Below are 16,671 nucleotides of genomic sequence, written 5' to 3' on the forward strand. Positions count from 1 at the left end.
AATCGCCTCCCCTAGTTGAGCTTCTCTTCGGCAAACAGCTTGCGCTGAATCAGCGTTACGATCATAATGACCGCCGCCAATGCAACGGCAAGCGCAGATGCGTAGCCAAAGTCCAGATTTTTGAATGCATACTGATAAATAAGCAGCGCTACCGTTAACGTCGAGTTGTTCGGGCCGCCGGAGCCTGCCGAGAAAATGTAAGACTGGTCGAACAGCTGGAAGGTACCGATGATGCCCATGACGACCGTAAAGAAGGTCGCTGGCTTAAGCAGCGGCAGCGTAATGGAGAAGAACCTTCTCCAAGCGCCAGCACCGTCAAGCATTGCAGACTCATACAGCGCATCCGGAATGTCCTGCAGCGCAGCCAGGAACACCACCATAAAGAACGGAGCCGTAGACCATATATTCATGAGCATAATCGCTTTCATCGCGACTGCGGGATCTCCAAGCCAATTGTAGCCTTGCAGGCCAATGAGCTCCAAAAACTTGTTCAGAAGCCCGTTCGAATTGTAAATCCACATGAAAATAAGCGACAATACAGCGGAAGAAGTAACGGTCGGCATAAAAAATACGATCCGGAAGAAATTTTTGAACCGGAGCTTTGCATTCAGAATTACTGCCAGCATAATCGCAAACGCCGTCTGCAGCGGCACTACGAACAGCGCAAAGGAAGCTGTATTCTTCAGCGCGATCCACGCCCGCTCATCGCCGGACATGCGGACAAAGTTGTCTGCGCCAATCCATTTGTAGCTAACCTCTCCAAGCAAATTAACCTTATGGCCGGAGAGATAAAGCGAATAAAATACAGGCAAAAACAGAAAAGTGCCAAGCACTAATATCGTAGGAAGCAGAAACAAATAGCCGGTGATGTTGTTTTTAAGCTTTCTTTTCCATGGAGAGGCCTGGGCCATATTGATCTTCTCCTTTACTTCTAGTTCAAACAGTCAAGGAGGGAGATCAACTCCCTCCTCCCATCCACCTTACTTCGCTGCGGCGATTTCCTTATTCGCCACGTCTTGAGCTTTCTTCATCGCATCCTCCAGCTTGGAATTGCCCATGAAGGCGTCAACGAACTGGTTGTTGAAGTTGTTCATAATCGTCGGCAGAGTAGCGCCTGCTTGCCATGGCGTCGCATAAGCTGCGCCCGCTACGATTGCGCCGCGGAGCTCATCTTTGTCATAGCCCAGCTCTTGGGATACGGACTTGCGTGTTGGAAGCGCAAAGCCTTTGCTGGTCCAAGTCTTCATGCCTTCTTTGCCGGTCAGGTAAGAAATTAGCTGCCAAGCTGCTTCCTTCTGCTTCGACTGTTTGTTCATGACATAAGCTACTGTGAATGCCATTGTGCCTTGCTTGCCATTAACGGTAGGAAGCTCTGCAGTGCCGTAGTCCAGATCCTTGTAGTTGGACTCCAGGAACGGAATAGCCCAGTTTCCTTCGAATACGATAGAAGCTTTTCCTTGGCCGAACATCTCGCCGCCCCAGCCTGCGCCAACCTCTTTCGGCTCGCCGGATGCTTTGTCAACATTGTGCATATCTGTTACAAGCTGAAGACCTTTCACTGCTTCAGGAGACGCATATGCCGCGTTGCCGTTCTCGTCGGCTACTCTGCCGCCGAAAGCCTGGATCATGAACATTTGACGAGCAAGCTCTGGCGCAACGCCGAAGCCGAAACGAACGGTTTTGCCGCCTTCTTTTTTGGTCAGCTTGATCGCAGCGGCTTGAAGCTCTTCCCAAGTGGTCGGCGGAGCAGCGATGCCCGCTTCCTCAAAGTCCTTCTTGTTATAGAACATCGCAAGCGTCGAGAAATCTTTTGGGAAGCCGTAGGTCACGCCTTCCTGTTTGAACGCGTCAAGCATGGGCTTCTCGAAGTCAGTCACATCAAATTCAGGGGTTACATATTGATCAAGCGGCTCAAGCACATTGTGCTCGATAAGCCCAGGAGCCTCGAATGCGTCCAGGTAGAATACGTCCGGACCTTCGCCTCCGATAAGCCTTGTCTTGATGACATCCATATATTGATCGGCGATCACTTCATAATTGACTTTAATGTTTGGATATTTGGCTTCAAATTCCTTGAGCGTCTGATTCAGCAAATCCTGCTCTTCCGGGCTTGCGCCCCATCCTGCCAAAGTTACAGTAACCTGCTCGGCTGAAGGCTCTTTTGTTGGCTCTCCTGCACCGTTATTCGTGGCACCCGTACCCGAGTTGCCGTTCCCTCCGCTCTTACCGCAAGCTGACAACATCAGCACAGCCACCAGCATCAACGACAATACAACCAGACCCGACTTCTTCTTCATCCCCAATACAACCTCCCTAATTAAGTAAGAAATTTGTATATAAAAATAATGCGTAAAACCTATTGGATCACAAGCTCATACCCAGTCCCGTTAGACAAGACCTCAACATCGATGCTGCCGGCGACTCGCTTCACATGCAGGCTGAGTGTGCCGCTGCCGATCTGAAGCTGTTCCACGATCAGCTCATTCATGTCCTTAAGAAGCGATGGCTTCATCGTAATTCGGCGGTTGAGACTGTCTGGCTGAATGCCAAGCAGCGCTTGAACGAATGTCAGCGGCGTGCCCGCAGCCCATGCCTGCGGCGAGCAAGCGACAGGATAAGGCACCGGGAAGCCCAGCGAGTCATCATAACCGCAGAACAGCTCCGGCAGCCTGTAATATTCGAATTTCTCCGCGGCAGCCAGCAGGCCTTGCATCACCATGGCTGCTTCCTCCGTGTAGCCCGAGCAGCTTAATCCGAGCAGGCAGAGGGAATTGTCATGCGGCCATACGCTGCCATCGTGATAGCTCATCGGATTGTAGCCTGCCGATTCCGTGCTCATCGTCCGAATGCCATATCCGCCGAACAGATCGGGAGCAACAAGCCGTTCTGCAACAGCCTTGGCCCGGTCCGGGGAAGCGATGCCCGACATCAGAATATGTCCCGCATTAGAAGTTACGGATTCGACCCGCTTCTTGTCCTTATCCAGTGCGATCGCATAATACTGTTCATCCTCCATCCAGAAGTCGCGCTCGAACCGCTCGCGGAGTTCAGCCGCATCCCGCTCCATTTCGCCAGCCTGCTTATCCAGTCCCAGGCTTCTATAGATCGGAGCAAGCCGCGTAAGCGCCTGATACACATAGCCCTGAACTTCCACAAGCGCGATCGGCGCCTCGGCATAATCGCCATTCCGGTGAACAACGGAGTCGGCAGAGTCCTTCCAGCCCTGGTTCGCAATTCCTTTGGACGATTTCTGATAATACTCCACGAAGCCATCCTCGTCGTAGTCGCCGTATTTCTTAATCCATGCCAGCGCTTCGTCCAGATGCGGCTTAAGCGCGATTATGAAGTCGCCGTCGCCGGTCCAGTGATAATATTCGGCGGCAAGCAGCAGGAATAGCGGCGTCGCATCAATCGTTCCATAATAAGGCGTGAACGGCACTTGATTGGTGCCCGCAAGCTCACCGTAGCGAATCTCATGCATAATTTTCCCGGGCTGCTCATCGCGCCATCCATCTTCCTTCTGCCCTTGGTAGGAAGCAAGCGTGAGCAGCGTTCCCTTCGCGATCACCGGATTCAACGGCAGCATCTGCAGCGCAGCGATCAAGCTGTCGCGGCCGAAAGGAACGGAGAACCATGGAAGTCCCGCCACGGGGAAGCTCCCGTAACCGAGATCGGTAAGCAGTACGCGCAGATCCTGTACGCCGCGGTGATAAAGCTTGTCGAACAGCGGCACATCGCTCCGGATTGCAGTCGAAGCGGCATTCCAAGTCTCATAGGACGCTCTGAGCTTCTTCATCGCTTCTTCCCGCTCATGCTCCGTCGGCTCCACACCGTCTACGACAGGCGCTACAAAGAAAGCGATTTCAACATTTTCCTTATGGTTAAGGCTTACATCAAAATAAAGCTCGCCGCTCTCGCCGATCCGGCTCTCCGGCCTATTCCATTTAATTTTTGTTTCCCGATGAACGCCATCCGCGCCTACATATTTGATTACTCTTAAGCCAGAGCCGCTCTCCTCATCCGTCTTGCCCCCGAGCTTCTCATATTGAAAGCCCCGGACAACAAACATGTCGGCAAAGTCCGCATCGAGCAGAACCGAGAAATCAAATGAGATTGATTTGGGATAGTAGCTGGTTAGCTTGAATGTCTCGTACAATGCACCGTCATAGATGAACCTCGTGCGCTCAACTTCTATAGATTCTCTCCAAAGCTTCAACTCGCCATTCTCTTCCATATGCGGGTTGGTCAAGCGAATGGTCGAAATATAGTTCTCATCAGCAGCGGACGATAATAATATCGGCTTCTGTCCATTGATGCGAGTCTCCATCCTGCTGATGAACCGGGTATCCTTCGTATAAAGCCCCAGACCCGAAGCGTCTCCTGCCGGAATATCCCCGTCCTTGTCCGTCATGAGGAATAAATCGTTTTCTTTGATGACGCGGTAATTCAAGCTGTCCCCTCATTTCCTGCACTATTGTCTTGCTGTAATCCATGGTTTCTAACGTTTTCCGAAACGTTTCGGATAAGGAGTAAAAAAAAGGGGTAAGGCCTTTATTTAAGCCCTGCCGCAACTTCCCAAAACGTTTCGGATAAGATATAATCGAATTATAGATCAACGTGAAAGCATTTACAAGAAAAATTTTTTTAGCTGCTTTTCGCCTTGCACGGACTCGTTTTTTCATTTCTCGGAGGTATTCTATGTTAACGATCAAAGATATTGCCAAGGCAGCCGGTGTATCCGTTACGACGGTATCCCGCGCCTTGAACGGCTATGATGATGTCAATGAACGCACGCGCCAGAAGATTAAGACGATTGCCGACCAGATGGGATACAGCCCTAACATGGCGGCCAGATATTTAATTTCGAAAAAAACAAATACGCTCGGACTCCTATTATCCAACGTAACGCGTGACAGCTCCAAGGACAATATTGCCTTTGAGGTTTTATGCGGCATCAACGACCGCTCAGGGGAATTGGATTACGATCTTGTGCTCTTCAGCACGACTCCCCAGAAGCAGACGACGAAGTCTTACAAAACCTTATGCCAGGAGCGCGGCGTAGACGGGGTTATTATTATGGGCATGCGGCTCGATGATCCATACCTGAAGGAAATCGTCACCTCGAATATTCCATGCGTCCTGATTGACATTCAGCTTGAAGGTCCTAATGTCGGCTATGTGACCTCCGACAACACAAGCGGCTCCGTCGCGGCGGTCAAGCATCTGCTCGATTCCGGCCACCGCCATATCGCCATGATCAACGGCCATGCCCAGGCCGATGTCAGCATACTCCGTCTGGAGGGCTATAAGCAAGCTCTTGCGGAGCAAGGCATTCCCTTCGACGAATCGCTTGTCGTGAACGGACGATTCTCCGAACAAGGCGGCAAAGAAGCGGCAAGCCGGATTCTGACCAGCAATCCTGAGGTTACAGCCATCTTCTGCGCAAGCGATCTGATGGCGATCGGCGCGATCCAAGGCATCAAGGAGATGGGCAAGAGCGTGCCCGGAGATGTATCCGTGATTGGCTTCGATAACATCGACCTGGCCTCCTACTACTCGCCGGCGCTCACGACAGTGCACCAACATAAGTACGAGCTTGGCTATCATTCCGCTCAAGTACTGATTGATATGCTTGAAAATAAAGAAGCAACGCATCACGTCATGCTGCCAACCGAGCTGATTCAGAGGGATAGTGTTCGGGTGGTGTAGATAGAAACGAGAAGTCAACGGCATAATAGATTTTCGGTTAGCTGGGCCGATTTTTCCCTTTTAAGGATTGACAACAATCCACATGTGTTTTTATACTGGATACCAGAACGGAATACTAAAACCTGCTTGGGGTATATGTGGACTTTCTGGAGAGCATTCTCTATTTTCGCCACACAAAGGCTTATTGGCCTTTTGTGTGGCTTTTTGCATTCAAAAAGGGGGATTACCATGAAGCTTTGGCAATATGCATTGATCGTTTTTTTAGGAGGCTGCAGCTACGGGATCTTGTCTACCTTTGTTAAATTGGCTTATGCTGCAGGATTCTCCGTGTCGGCGGTAACAGGGGGCCAATACTTATTCGGAGCTGTACTTGGGTGGCTGGTTGTTTTATTTACCAAAAAGACGAAGCTGACTGGCATCCAAATCACCAAGCTGCTTCTGTCGGGCATTCCATTCGGATTGACGGGCGTATTTTATTACCAAGCTCTCCAAACCTTAGACGCTTCACTGGCAATTATTTTTCTGTTCCAATTTGTTTGGATCGGCGCTCTGTTCGAATGGGTGTTTCATAAGAAAAAGCCGACAACTGGCAAGCTGCTGTCCATTGGGCTGCTTCTGATCGGCTCCGTACTGGCAGCTAATGTTGTTTTCCAAAAAGAAATGACGTTGTCCTTGGCAGGATGCATCTGGGGATTGCTTGCTGCATTCAGCTTCACTACGTTCATCTTTTTGAGCAGCAAAGTTGAGAGGGCAACCCCTCCAATTCTAAAAAGCGCACTGTTAACCACAGGCGGTGTAATCGTCGTGTTTTGCGCATTCCCTCCTACGTTCTTATTTGATCTGGATGTGCTCATTGGAGTGGCTCCTTATGGGTTGGCGCTCGGTATATTCGGGGTCGTGCTTCCGCCCCTTTTGTTCACGATTGGTATGCCGCATGTCGGCTCCGGACTCGGCACCATCCTGACTGCATCCGAATTGCCGGTTGTCATTATCATGTCTTCCGTCGTGCTGGGAGAAGTCATTGCCCTGCCTCAATGGATTGGCGTCATCATTATTCTAATAGGAATTGCCAGCAGCAACCTGCGGTTTAAAAAATCGAGCAATAAATCTGCTGCAGCCGTTCAGGAATCTGCCAGCGGTTAATACAAAAACAGCCGTTCAGCTTGAGCTGCACCTTGATGATGGGTGCAGTTCAATGCGGAACGGCTTTTTTTGTTGGCGAATTATGTGTCGGCTATACTGCTTGTTTTCTGGTGTTACCGATGGTTCTTTCACAGACCATCACTTGGTCGAGTCATCGCGACTTCGACTAAAAGTGTCTCCATAAATAACATGCTGTTTAGCATTAAGTATGTACCCCTTATAGACTGCACGATATAATATACATAACTTCCCTTTGCCGAATATAGGCGGCTCTACATTAAAGCATATAATTGTTCAAACAAGTAATATAGGAGGTTTCGAAGTCGTGACTTCAACGAATACAGGCAAGCTGGCGCTGGCGCTTGAAGGGGGCGGCGCCAAAGGCGCTTACCATATGGGGGTCGTGAAAGCCTACCATGAAGCGGGCCAAACCTTCGACGCCATAGCCGGCACCTCGATCGGCGCCCTGAACGGGGCCGTCATCGCACAAGGGGATTTTGAGACCGGATATCAATTCTGGGAGCGGCTGGACGCCCGGTCGATCTTCGACATAAGCGACGAAGAATACCGCTTGCTCATGCGGCGAAAGCTCGATACGGCCGCCTTGCGCCACTTGGCTGCGCGCACCAGGAGGCTAATCGCAGACAGGGGCATGGACACGCGAAAAATGCGCAAGTTGATTGAATTCCTCATCGATGAAAGTCGGCTGCGGGCTGCCGCCGTGGACTTCGGCCTGGTGACGGTCTCCTTGAGCGATCGGGCGCCACTTGAGCTTTACAAGGAAGAAATCCCGCAGGGGCGCGTATTGGACTATCTCATGGCCAGCGCTGCTTTTCCCGGTTTTCAGACGACGTACATCGACGATAAGGCTTTTATCGACGGCGGGCTGTACGACAATTGCCCGATCAACATGCTCGCTCGAAAAGGATATACGAGAATCGTCGCCGTTCGAACGTTCGGGCTCGGTGTCATGCGCAAAATCCTTTATCCTGGCCTCACCATTACGACGATCTCGCCCTCTGAACCGCTCGGCGGTATGATGAGCTTTAATCCCGAAGCGATCCGCCGCAGCATGAGCATGGGATATTACGACGCGCTCAGACAACTGAGGGGCTTGCAAGGCCGCACTTACTGCATTGATATAGACGGATTAACCGAAGAGGCTTGCGACGAGATGCTGGCTTCACTCCCCGATGCCAAGCTGCTTGCGCTCGGCAGAATGCTCGGCGCGAGCGGTATTCCTGCCCGGGAGCTGTGGAGCAGGGTTATAGTACCAAGGCTGTCAGGCAGCATGCGGCTCCCCGCTGACACCTCTTCCATCACTTTTATCGTCCGTCTGGCGGAGGTGCTAGCTTCAGCCAAGGGCATTGATAAATACGCCGTCTACCGCTTTCCCGATTGGGTGCGCTCCATAATAAACGGTCCTCTGAAGAACGTACAAGGACTTGGATTCCGACAATTGGAGCTCTGCATGGCGGCTCAACGCATATTAGAATCAATTCGGCTTTGATCAGCTTAGCATTTCATGGTATACCTCTGCGCCGACATTTAAGTTTAGAAGAAGTCATTTGATTCATGCATTCACGCTGATTGAATAGATGATCATGGCCTTGTAAAGCAAAAAAGCCGGCATTGGCCGGCTTATCAAACCATTTTTCATTTTTCATCTCTTCGCCTTATAAAACTCATGATAAAGCTTCATAAGCGCCCGCTTCTCAATCCGACTCACATAACTCCGCGAGATGCCCAATTCCTTCGCGATTTCCCGCTGCGTCCGTTCATCTCCCCCGTGCACCAGCCCGAAGCGGCCAATCACAACTTCCTTCTCGCGGTCATCCAATATGTCCAGGTTCTTGTAAATCTTGCTCTTCTCGATCTTGAGCTGCACTTTATCCGCGACGTCATCGGACTCTGTACCGAGGATGTCTATCAACGTAATCTCATTGCCTTCCTTGTCCGTGCCAATCGGATCATGCAAGGATACGTCCTTGCGCGTCTTCTTCAAGCTGCGAAGATGCATAAGTATCTCATTTTCGATACAACGGGCAGCGAAGGTGGCGAGCTTCGTGCCTTTGCCCGTCTGAAAGCTTTCGATCGCTTTAATCAATCCAATCGTCCCGATCGAAATCAGATCCTCTAAGTCCTCGCCGGTGTTGTCGAATTTTTTGACGATGTGAGCGACCAGCCTTAAGTTATGCTCTATGAGCAAATTACGCGAATGCGCATTGCCTTCTGCCATCAACGCCAAATGCTTTGTCTCTTCTTCCTCCTTCAGAGGCTGAGGAAAAGCATTGTTCTTCACATACGACACGAGCAATGAAAGCTGTTTGATAAATAAAGCGATAGCCGTAAAAAATCCCATGCTCCGTACACCCCCAAGCTGAATTGCTCAGGCTTATTCTTAAGCCCTAGCGCGAAGATCCGTCAGTTGTACATTGTATGTGGGCTAAGGCCTATGTGTGCATGTACGGCTTAATGATCGGGTAAAGTTGCGGGAGGCCATGCAAATGCCAGGCTTCCTGATTTGCTGATCAAGCGTATTGCTAAGGAAGAAGAAGCAGACGAAGACAACACAGCAAGGGGCTATCCCATAAAATCATCATAGATGACGAATGGAACAGCCCCTGATACTTTACACCCTTACACCCTGAACATAGGTTTCGCGAATCCGAAGCGAGTCACCATCGCGGTCAAGCAAGACGAAATCCGCAGCCGTCCCTGCGCCGAACGCTAATTCTTTTCCATTACCATTGAGGAAAGCCCGGGGACGAATGGACGCCATATTCCACGCCTCTGCAAAGGTGCATAGCTTCAAACGCGTCATCTGTTCCACGCCCCGAAGCAGCATTTGGGCGGAGCCGGCAAGCAAGTTCAGCTGATCCGCAAGATGCAGCCGCCCCTCAGGCGTCAGCACGACCTTGCCGCCGATATGCGGTGCATATTCGCCGGGCGGCATGCCTGCCAATTGAACTGCATCGCTCACGAGCATTGCCCGCTCCCCTTTCACCTTCATAATAACCTTTAACACGGATTCGGGAAGGTGAAAGCCATCAGCAATCATACATGCCCATAGCTGATCCTGCGCAAGCTGCTCCCATATATAATTCGGGTGCCGCGGCAGCATCAAATGCGCGCCGTTGCCCAGATGGGTCGACATGCTCGCTCCTGCAGACGCCGCCTCCCGAATTTGCTCAGCGGTTGCGCTAGTATGGCCTATGGAGACGATGACGCCGCTTGCCGTAACCTTCTCGATAAATTTAGCAGAACCCGGCCATTCCGGCGACAGCGTTATGATTTTAATCTTGCCTTGGGCCGCTTCTTGCCATCGCTGGAACAGCTCCCAATCCGGCGGCCGCACGAACGCCTTGCCATGCGCGCCTCGTGGTCCGTCCTCCGGCGAAATAAACGGCCCTTCAAGATGAATGCCGGCAACTGCATAATCCGTGTATGCATCCGCAGCGCAGGCGGCGGCAATTGCCACGACCGCTTCGGCGATCGCCTCGGAGCTGTTGGTGATGACCGTAGGCAAGTAGGAGGTTACCCCCTCCGCCCACAGGGCGCGGGTAAATTGCTGCGGCATCCCGGATGCAATCGGAAGCGTATTAAAATCCATGCCCTGATACCCGTTGATTTGCAAATCGAGAAGCCCTGGAGCAATCCATGGCTGATTGTCCCGCTCCTCGTCCAAGCGGGTCATTCGTTCGATCTTGCCGCCGCTTAGCTCAACCTGCACAAGCTCGCCCGATTCATAATGAATCGCCTCCAGCCTGCCGGGCATGATTCCTGCAGCAACGTTGGTCATAATTGGTCAACCCTGTAAGAATCAGTGTCGACAAACAACGTGCAGTTCGAATGGGTTCGCAGGATCGAAGCCGGACATTCCGTCGTAATCGGCCCGGATAGTGTCTTATTCACCGCCTCGCGCTTGGTCGCTCCCGGCACGATGCAATATAAATGCTTGCCCGACAAAAGCGTCGGAATAGTCAAAGTCAGCGCATGGGTCGGCACATCGTCGAACTGAGGAAAACATCCGTCATTCACCTGCTGCTGCCGGCAAACCGCATCCAGCTCTACCGGCTTCACCCAGAGCGGATCATGAAAATCAGCCACCGGCGGATCGTTGAAGGCAAGATGCCCGTTCTCTCCGATTCCCAGGCAGACGATATCAATCGGCTGTTCCTGAAGCAGCTGGGCATATCGGCGGCATTCCTCCTCGGCCGAGCCGGTACTGTCAATGAGATGAATGCGGCCGGGCTGAACCCGATTGAATAAGCGCTCGCAGATATACGTACTGAATTTTTGCGCGGAGTCGGCAGACAGACCTATATATTCATCCATATGAAAGGCGGTCACCTTCGACCAGTCTATGCCATCTGCCTGCGCAAGCCGATCGACGAATTCATTCTGAGACGGCGCGGATGCAAAAATCATGCGCACCTGACCCTGCTGCGAAATCAACAGCTTCATCCGCTCTATGACCTGTTCCGCTGCGGTTTCGCCCATCTCTTGCCGCGTACGGTATACCTGAATCTCCAACTGATCCACTTGTTTGATCTCCAGCGGTTTCGTCTTCATGTGCATTCCCTCCGAGTATATGGAAATATAAGTTGATCGAATGATTCTGCTCCGCATGTTTGTTCATTTCATTTGTTCAACTTATAGTCGTTTGTTCGTTCTCTTTCTTTCGTCACCGCTTCCCATGCACCGTTCAGATATACCGCTCCCAGCGCACGGTCGTATAGCCCGTAGCCCGGCTTGCCCGTCTCCCCCCAGATCATCCGGCCATGATCCGGCCTGATTGGTCCGGCGAAATCAATATCGCGCAACGCGCGGATGATTTCCACCATATCCAGCGATCCAGCACTCGAGAGATGCGCGGATTCCTGGAATGATCTAGGCCCCGTCCATTTCACATTGCGGGCATGAACGAAATTGACTCTGTCTTTTGCCCCAAAATAACGGATCATCTCCGGCACGTCATTGGACGGGTCCGCTCCCAGGGAGCCGCTGCATAGGCAGAGACCATGGCTCGGACTGTCATGCAGCCCGATCAGACGCTCCAGGTTTTGCCGATTGGTAATAATGCGCGGCAAGCCAAAGATCGGCCATGGCGGATCATCCGGATGAATTGCCATGCGAAGCCCGACTTCATCGGCCACCGGCATAATCGCTTGGATGAAATAGGCGAGGTTTTCCCACAGCTTTTCCTCTGGAACCGATTGATAATGATCGAATAAAATTTGCAGCTGCCCATCCTCATAGCTGGTGTCCCAGCCGGGAAGCTTCAGCTCGCCGGAGAGCGGATTCATGCGCTCAATGACTTCTTCCTCATAGATCAGCGCGGTTGAACCGTCATCCAGCTCATAATCAAGCGAGGAGCGAGTCCAGTCGAACACCGGCATGAAATTGTAGCAAACGACCGGGATTTCCGCTTTCGCCAAGTTGCGCAGCGTCTGCTTATAATTCCCGATATAGCGGTCGCGCGTCGGTAAGCCGATTTTGATATCTTCGTGCACAGGCACGCTTTCAATCACTTCCAATTGTAAGCCCGCAGCTTCAATCGTTTGTTTCAATGCCACAATGTTCTCATACGGCCATACCTCCCCAACAGGAATATCATAAATGGCCGTTACAATACCGCCGACGCCGGGAATTTGACGGATCTTCTCTAATGTTACGGGATCTTGATGTCCGAACCATCGGAATGACATTTTCATTTCAAGCGCCTCCTGCCCTAGGTGATTGTTATATCGTCATAGCCCCGAAGCCGCCGTCGACTCGCAACAGCGTGCCGGTGACAAAGCTTGATGCCCGCTCCGCAGCCAGATAGACCGCGGCTCCTTGCAATTCCTCGGGATTCCCGAAGCGTCCCATCGGCGTATGGCCCATAATCGCATTCGTCCTCTCCTCGGACAAGATGCTGCGATTTTGCTCAGCGGGAAAAAATCCCGGAATGATGGCATTCACCCGAACGCCCGCTGGGGCGAACTCACGAGCCAGAAACTTCGTCATATTGTTGACCGCCGCCTTGGACGCGGAATAAGTAAATACGCGAGATAAAGGAGGATCAGATGAAACGGATGAAATATTGATGATGCTTCCGCCGTTTCCCTGCTGCACCATCTGCCTGCCAAATATCTGGCAAGCAAGAAACACGCTCTTCAGATTGACATCCATGATCGAATCCCATTCCTCGGATGTAATCTCAAAAAAAGGCGTAGCGCTGTTGATGCCGGGGCAATTCATAACAATATCGACTTGGCCCGACCATGCCAGCACCTCAGCCAGCACGCGCTTCAAATCTGCTTCCTGCGTGGCGTCGGCCGCAAAGCATCGGGAAGCGCCTCCGGTTTCTTCGATCCGCCTGCTCACCTCGCGCGACTTGTCCTGATTTCTCCCTACTATGGCAAGCTGCGCTCCATGAGCAGCCAGGGCCATCGCCATCGTTCCGCCAAGCGTGCTGTTTCCGCCAATGACAACTGCCGTTTTCCCCGACAAATCAAAAAGATTCATAGTTTCTTGATCCTGTCTTTGAACTTTCCGATGAATCGGGCGTTGGCTTCATCGCCGCCGGTCGCATTGCCGCTCATCCAGATCGGCGGTTGAATGCCTTCCTCGGCCAGCAGCCCGATCGTTTCGGCAACCAGTGAATTCAGCAAGTATGCATTGGCAAAGGTGGAGATAGCCGCCACTTGCTGCTCAATGTCGCCAACCTGCAGGATCGCATCCCCGACAGGAACCTTGCTGTCCAGCACTACATCCACAAGATCATGCAGATTTTGCTTGGAAGGATGTCTGGCCGCATGGCCGGCCGGCGTCTCCGTCGCATGGCGAACCGAAGTGACTCCGATCGTGCGTACCCCTCGCTTCTTCGCTTCCAGCGCCGCATCAATCGTAGCGGCATTGATGCCGTATGCATTAATAATGATAAGCAGATCGCCTTCTTGCAGCCCGTAATCGTCGATCACGATTCTGCCGTGACCCGGCAGTCGCTCGGTCGCCATGGATCGCAATGCTCCTCCGCTTAGCAATGTGCCTTCATCGAGAATTGCGCTAATATGCATCAATCCGCCCGCCCGGAAAAATATTTCCTGCGATCCAAGATTGGAATGGCCGCCAGGCCCATACGCATAGACAAGTCTGTCCTGCTTGATCTGATCGGCTGTCATTCGGGCAGCCTGCAGTACAGCCTCCTGCTCTTCATCATGCAACAGCTGGATATGAGCGATCACTTTATTGAAGTATTGGGTCATGAGCTTCGTGCTCATCCTGATTCCTCCCATCCTTGATTAACAGCAGCTCTCTTATTTTTTGTAGAATCGTATCCTCAAGAGAAGGTGCAAATCTTGCCGGCAATTGAAAAAAAACATGCGATTCATCCGCCTCATATCCGCCCTCTCCAAGCTGCTTCGCAGTTGGAATATAGCCGAGCATCCCGTTGCTGTAACCAAGCGGCAGCACCTTCCCTGCTGAGTGCTCCTTCACATAGCTCCCGTATTCGGTGACAACTTCCCCATCCATTGCCAGCAGCGATAGTTCATCCGCAATCGCAACTAGACGGATATGGAACAGCACGGGCTCCCTGCGGCTGACTGTGTCCGGCTCCGCTTCCAAAGGCAGCTCAGCGGTGACTGATCTGCTGCCGATCATTACAGGATTCATCCGGCGCATCGGCTTCCGCATTACGCTCATTACTTGATCCGCCAGCTCGGCGCCGAAGCGTACAACCTCCGCGTCGCCTCCCCGGTAAAACTGGCCGTCTCTGATCAAGCGCGGTCTGACGTCTCCGCAGCAGCCCTGCATATAAAACGCCATCGCATCCGTACCGAGCTGCTCCTCCACAAGCGCCATCGCTACGCCTGGAAACTCGGATGAAATCAAATTCTGGTCTGTCGTCGTCGGATGGCAGGCAAAATGCACCATAACCGCCTTCTGCCGATTGTTCCCGGCAACAAAACGGATCACATTCAATTCAGGATCGACAACGCCTTCCTCATTGGGAGCCATCCGAATTTCTCCGTCCTCCTGCCGTCTTCGGTTAATGCCAATCCCGCAATGTCCGATGCCCCGCTCCATCGTCACGGGCTCCAGATTGCCGAATGCTTCTTCGATCGCTTCAGCCAGCTTCAGCTCCAGAAACTCCACGTATTGCGGGTCCATCCGGCCAATGGCATGCCCGAACCGGTCGCTCGTCTGCGGACCCGAATGCGTATGGCTGGCATTCAGAATGACAGCCGAGGATGCAATGCCCCAGCGGCGGCTGATCATGGCGTAAAGCCGCTCCATACGCTCTGATCCCCACCAGATAATGTCCGCCGCAACCATTAAGGCCAGCGCTCGCTCACCTGAAGTACGGCTTGACTGCATAACCATCGCTTTCAAATATAGCGGATGCGCCTCCCCTGCCATCTGCCCGGTTCGGTGTCCAAACCCTGCGAGCGGCACAGGAAGCAGCGGTGTTATATTGCGTCTGGCAACTCCCAGACTAAGTGTGACGGTCATCGGTTGATCCCCCTCGCTGCTAGCCGTTCAGCCCGGTTAAGACGGCCTCGCAGCCAGCAATTCAATGGTCAGCAGCACGTTCCGCATAATGTGATAAGGATCCTTCACCGGAAGCGCAACCACCTTCTGCACCGGTTGCCCTTGCCGATCGCGAATCTGAATCCATTCGCCAACCAGCGGATCAGGATGCGGGAACGTGCGGAACACATATTGATGCATTTGCTCGTACATGTGCTGGAACTGTTCATCCTGCGTCAGCTCATGGCCTAACAAAAACGTATATAACGCTTCGGAATGGGGCCACCAAATTTTCATATCCCATGTATCGCAGATCAGCGACTCATACCCGTCGTTGATTTGCCGGCCGCGCGGCTCGCCTCCATCCCGGTCCACATAGCGGTAAAGTCCGCCATATGCCCCATCCCAACCAATCTGGAACGCCTTCTTGATCACGCGTCCCGCCTTCTCGATCAGCTCTGGACGGCCCAGCTTGCGCGCTTCCTGGAGCACAAACCACATGCACTCGATCGAATGTCCGGGGGCGATTTGCCTGGCGAGCAGCGTATCGCGGCCCGATTCATGAAGCGGCAGCAGCTCGGTCAACAGATCATCCTCATGCACAAACCTGTCCATGATTTCATTCATATAATGCTTGCTGCGTTCGCGAATCTCCGGCCCCGCCGGATGGGAAGCGGCCATCAACGCATCCGCCAGCTCCTGCGCCACATTCAGCATAATCATCGCGAACGACTGTGAGGCAAAGCCGTCGGGAACCGGATAAGGCTCGCTGCGCACGCTTCCCGCCTCCAGTCTGGCCTCAATGCTTCTATACAGCTTCAAAGCCTGTTCAAGCGCTTCGCTATCGTTCTGCGCCCGGGCATATTCGGCAAAGCCCAATACGACGAAACCGTCCGCATAGAAGCTGAGATCATACCCTTGCCCCGGGATAAATTCCTTTTTCTCCCCTGACTCTGTCAGCAAGTAAGCGCAATTCCCATTATCCAGAAACACATGCTTCGCAAGAAAAGATACCGTCTTTCCGGCATGCTCCAGCATGTCGTCCGCCTTCCAGCCAAGCTGCTTCTCGTCCAGCAATCCCTGACGGCACATCCGGGCCATCCGCGACAGAATCCAGACGAATCTTCCTTGCGACCAAGTGAACTTATCGGTGCTTAACAATTCTGTTCCTTCATTATTAAAGCAGGTGTATATACCGCCATGGGTCCGGTCCAGCGCACGCTGCCAGAAAGGCCATAGGCTTTCCTGAAGATGATCCCGGTAAAACGAAAGCATGCTGTTCATTTGCATTCACCCGTT

Annotated in this window: 14 protein-coding genes; 3 read left to right on the forward strand and 11 right to left on the reverse strand. The window is 52.4% G+C overall.

Going from position 1 to position 16,671, the window contains the following annotated elements; translation table 11 throughout:
* Positions 1 to 11: 11 nt before the first annotated feature.
* The 3 genes from D3P09_RS04540 to D3P09_RS04550 all read right to left on the reverse strand — a co-directional run bounded on the left by D3P09_RS04540 (position 12) and on the right by D3P09_RS04550 (position 4,450).
* On the reverse strand, positions 12 to 911 hold the full coding sequence (locus tag D3P09_RS04540; RefSeq protein WP_120107570.1) for a carbohydrate ABC transporter permease: 900 nt from the start codon (positions 909 to 911) through the stop codon (positions 12 to 14).
* Positions 912 to 980: 69 nt separating this feature from the next.
* Entirely contained in the window at positions 981 to 2,297 is a 1,317-nt protein-coding gene (locus D3P09_RS04545) for an ABC transporter substrate-binding protein (protein WP_120107572.1), read from the reverse strand.
* Between the two features lie 59 nt (positions 2,298 to 2,356).
* Positions 2,357 to 4,450, reverse strand: a complete 2,094-nt coding sequence (locus tag D3P09_RS04550) for an amylo-alpha-1,6-glucosidase (protein WP_120107574.1) — start codon at positions 4,448 to 4,450, stop codon at positions 2,357 to 2,359.
* Between the two features lie 248 nt (positions 4,451 to 4,698).
* On the opposite strand from D3P09_RS04550, the gene D3P09_RS04555 reads away from it, so the two are divergent.
* From D3P09_RS04555 to D3P09_RS04565, 3 genes are all read left to right on the forward strand, one after another.
* Positions 4,699 to 5,709 (forward strand): LacI family DNA-binding transcriptional regulator, encoded by a 1,011-nt coding sequence (locus D3P09_RS04555; RefSeq protein ID WP_120107576.1) that lies wholly within the window; start codon positions 4,699 to 4,701, stop codon positions 5,707 to 5,709.
* A 228-nt stretch (positions 5,710 to 5,937) separates the two neighbouring features.
* Positions 5,938 to 6,852, forward strand: coding sequence for an EamA family transporter (locus D3P09_RS04560; protein ID WP_120107578.1), 915 nt, complete (start codon positions 5,938 to 5,940; stop codon positions 6,850 to 6,852).
* 325 nt (positions 6,853 to 7,177) lie between these two features.
* The gene (locus D3P09_RS04565; RefSeq protein ID WP_120107580.1) at positions 7,178 to 8,362 is read left to right on the forward strand and encodes a patatin-like phospholipase family protein; all 1,185 of its coding nucleotides are present in this window, start codon (positions 7,178 to 7,180) and stop codon (positions 8,360 to 8,362) included.
* Positions 8,363 to 8,515: 153 nt separating this feature from the next.
* Here the strand turns inward: D3P09_RS04565 and sigK are convergent, their stop codons facing one another.
* The 8 genes from sigK to D3P09_RS04605 all read right to left on the reverse strand — a co-directional run bounded on the left by sigK (position 8,516) and on the right by D3P09_RS04605 (position 16,656).
* A complete protein-coding gene (sigK, locus tag D3P09_RS04570) occupies positions 8,516 to 9,214 on the reverse strand; it encodes an RNA polymerase sporulation sigma factor SigK (RefSeq protein ID WP_120107582.1) in 699 nt (232 codons plus the stop codon).
* A 270-nt stretch (positions 9,215 to 9,484) separates the two neighbouring features.
* Positions 9,485 to 10,654, reverse strand: a complete 1,170-nt coding sequence (locus tag D3P09_RS04575) for an N-acetylglucosamine-6-phosphate deacetylase (RefSeq protein WP_243643900.1) — start codon at positions 10,652 to 10,654, stop codon at positions 9,485 to 9,487.
* On the reverse strand, positions 10,651 to 11,427 hold the full coding sequence (locus tag D3P09_RS04580; protein WP_120107584.1) for a glucosamine-6-phosphate deaminase: 777 nt from the start codon (positions 11,425 to 11,427) through the stop codon (positions 10,651 to 10,653). Before D3P09_RS04580 ends, D3P09_RS04575 begins: the two co-directional genes overlap by 4 nt.
* 68 nt (positions 11,428 to 11,495) lie before the next feature.
* Positions 11,496 to 12,569, reverse strand: coding sequence for a mannonate dehydratase (gene uxuA / locus D3P09_RS04585; protein ID WP_120107586.1), 1,074 nt, complete (start codon positions 12,567 to 12,569; stop codon positions 11,496 to 11,498).
* Between the two features lie 28 nt (positions 12,570 to 12,597).
* Entirely contained in the window at positions 12,598 to 13,365 is a 768-nt protein-coding gene (locus D3P09_RS04590) for an SDR family oxidoreductase (protein ID WP_120107588.1), read from the reverse strand.
* Positions 13,362 to 14,120, reverse strand: coding sequence for a sugar isomerase domain-containing protein (locus D3P09_RS04595; protein WP_120107589.1), 759 nt, complete (start codon positions 14,118 to 14,120; stop codon positions 13,362 to 13,364). The genes D3P09_RS04590 and D3P09_RS04595 overlap by 4 nt, the downstream gene beginning before the upstream one ends.
* Positions 14,086 to 15,354, reverse strand: coding sequence for a neutral/alkaline non-lysosomal ceramidase N-terminal domain-containing protein (locus tag D3P09_RS04600; protein WP_120107591.1), 1,269 nt, complete (start codon positions 15,352 to 15,354; stop codon positions 14,086 to 14,088). Before D3P09_RS04600 ends, D3P09_RS04595 begins: the two co-directional genes overlap by 35 nt.
* Positions 15,355 to 15,390: 36 nt before the next feature.
* Positions 15,391 to 16,656: an AGE family epimerase/isomerase gene (locus tag D3P09_RS04605; protein ID WP_243643901.1), complete on the reverse strand. Its 1,266-nt coding sequence runs from the start codon at positions 16,654 to 16,656 to the stop codon at positions 15,391 to 15,393.
* Positions 16,657 to 16,671: the final 15 nt, after the last annotated feature.

Source organism: Paenibacillus pinisoli, assembly GCF_003605435.1.
Lineage (GTDB): Bacteria > Bacillota > Bacilli > Paenibacillales > Paenibacillaceae > Pristimantibacillus > Pristimantibacillus pinisoli.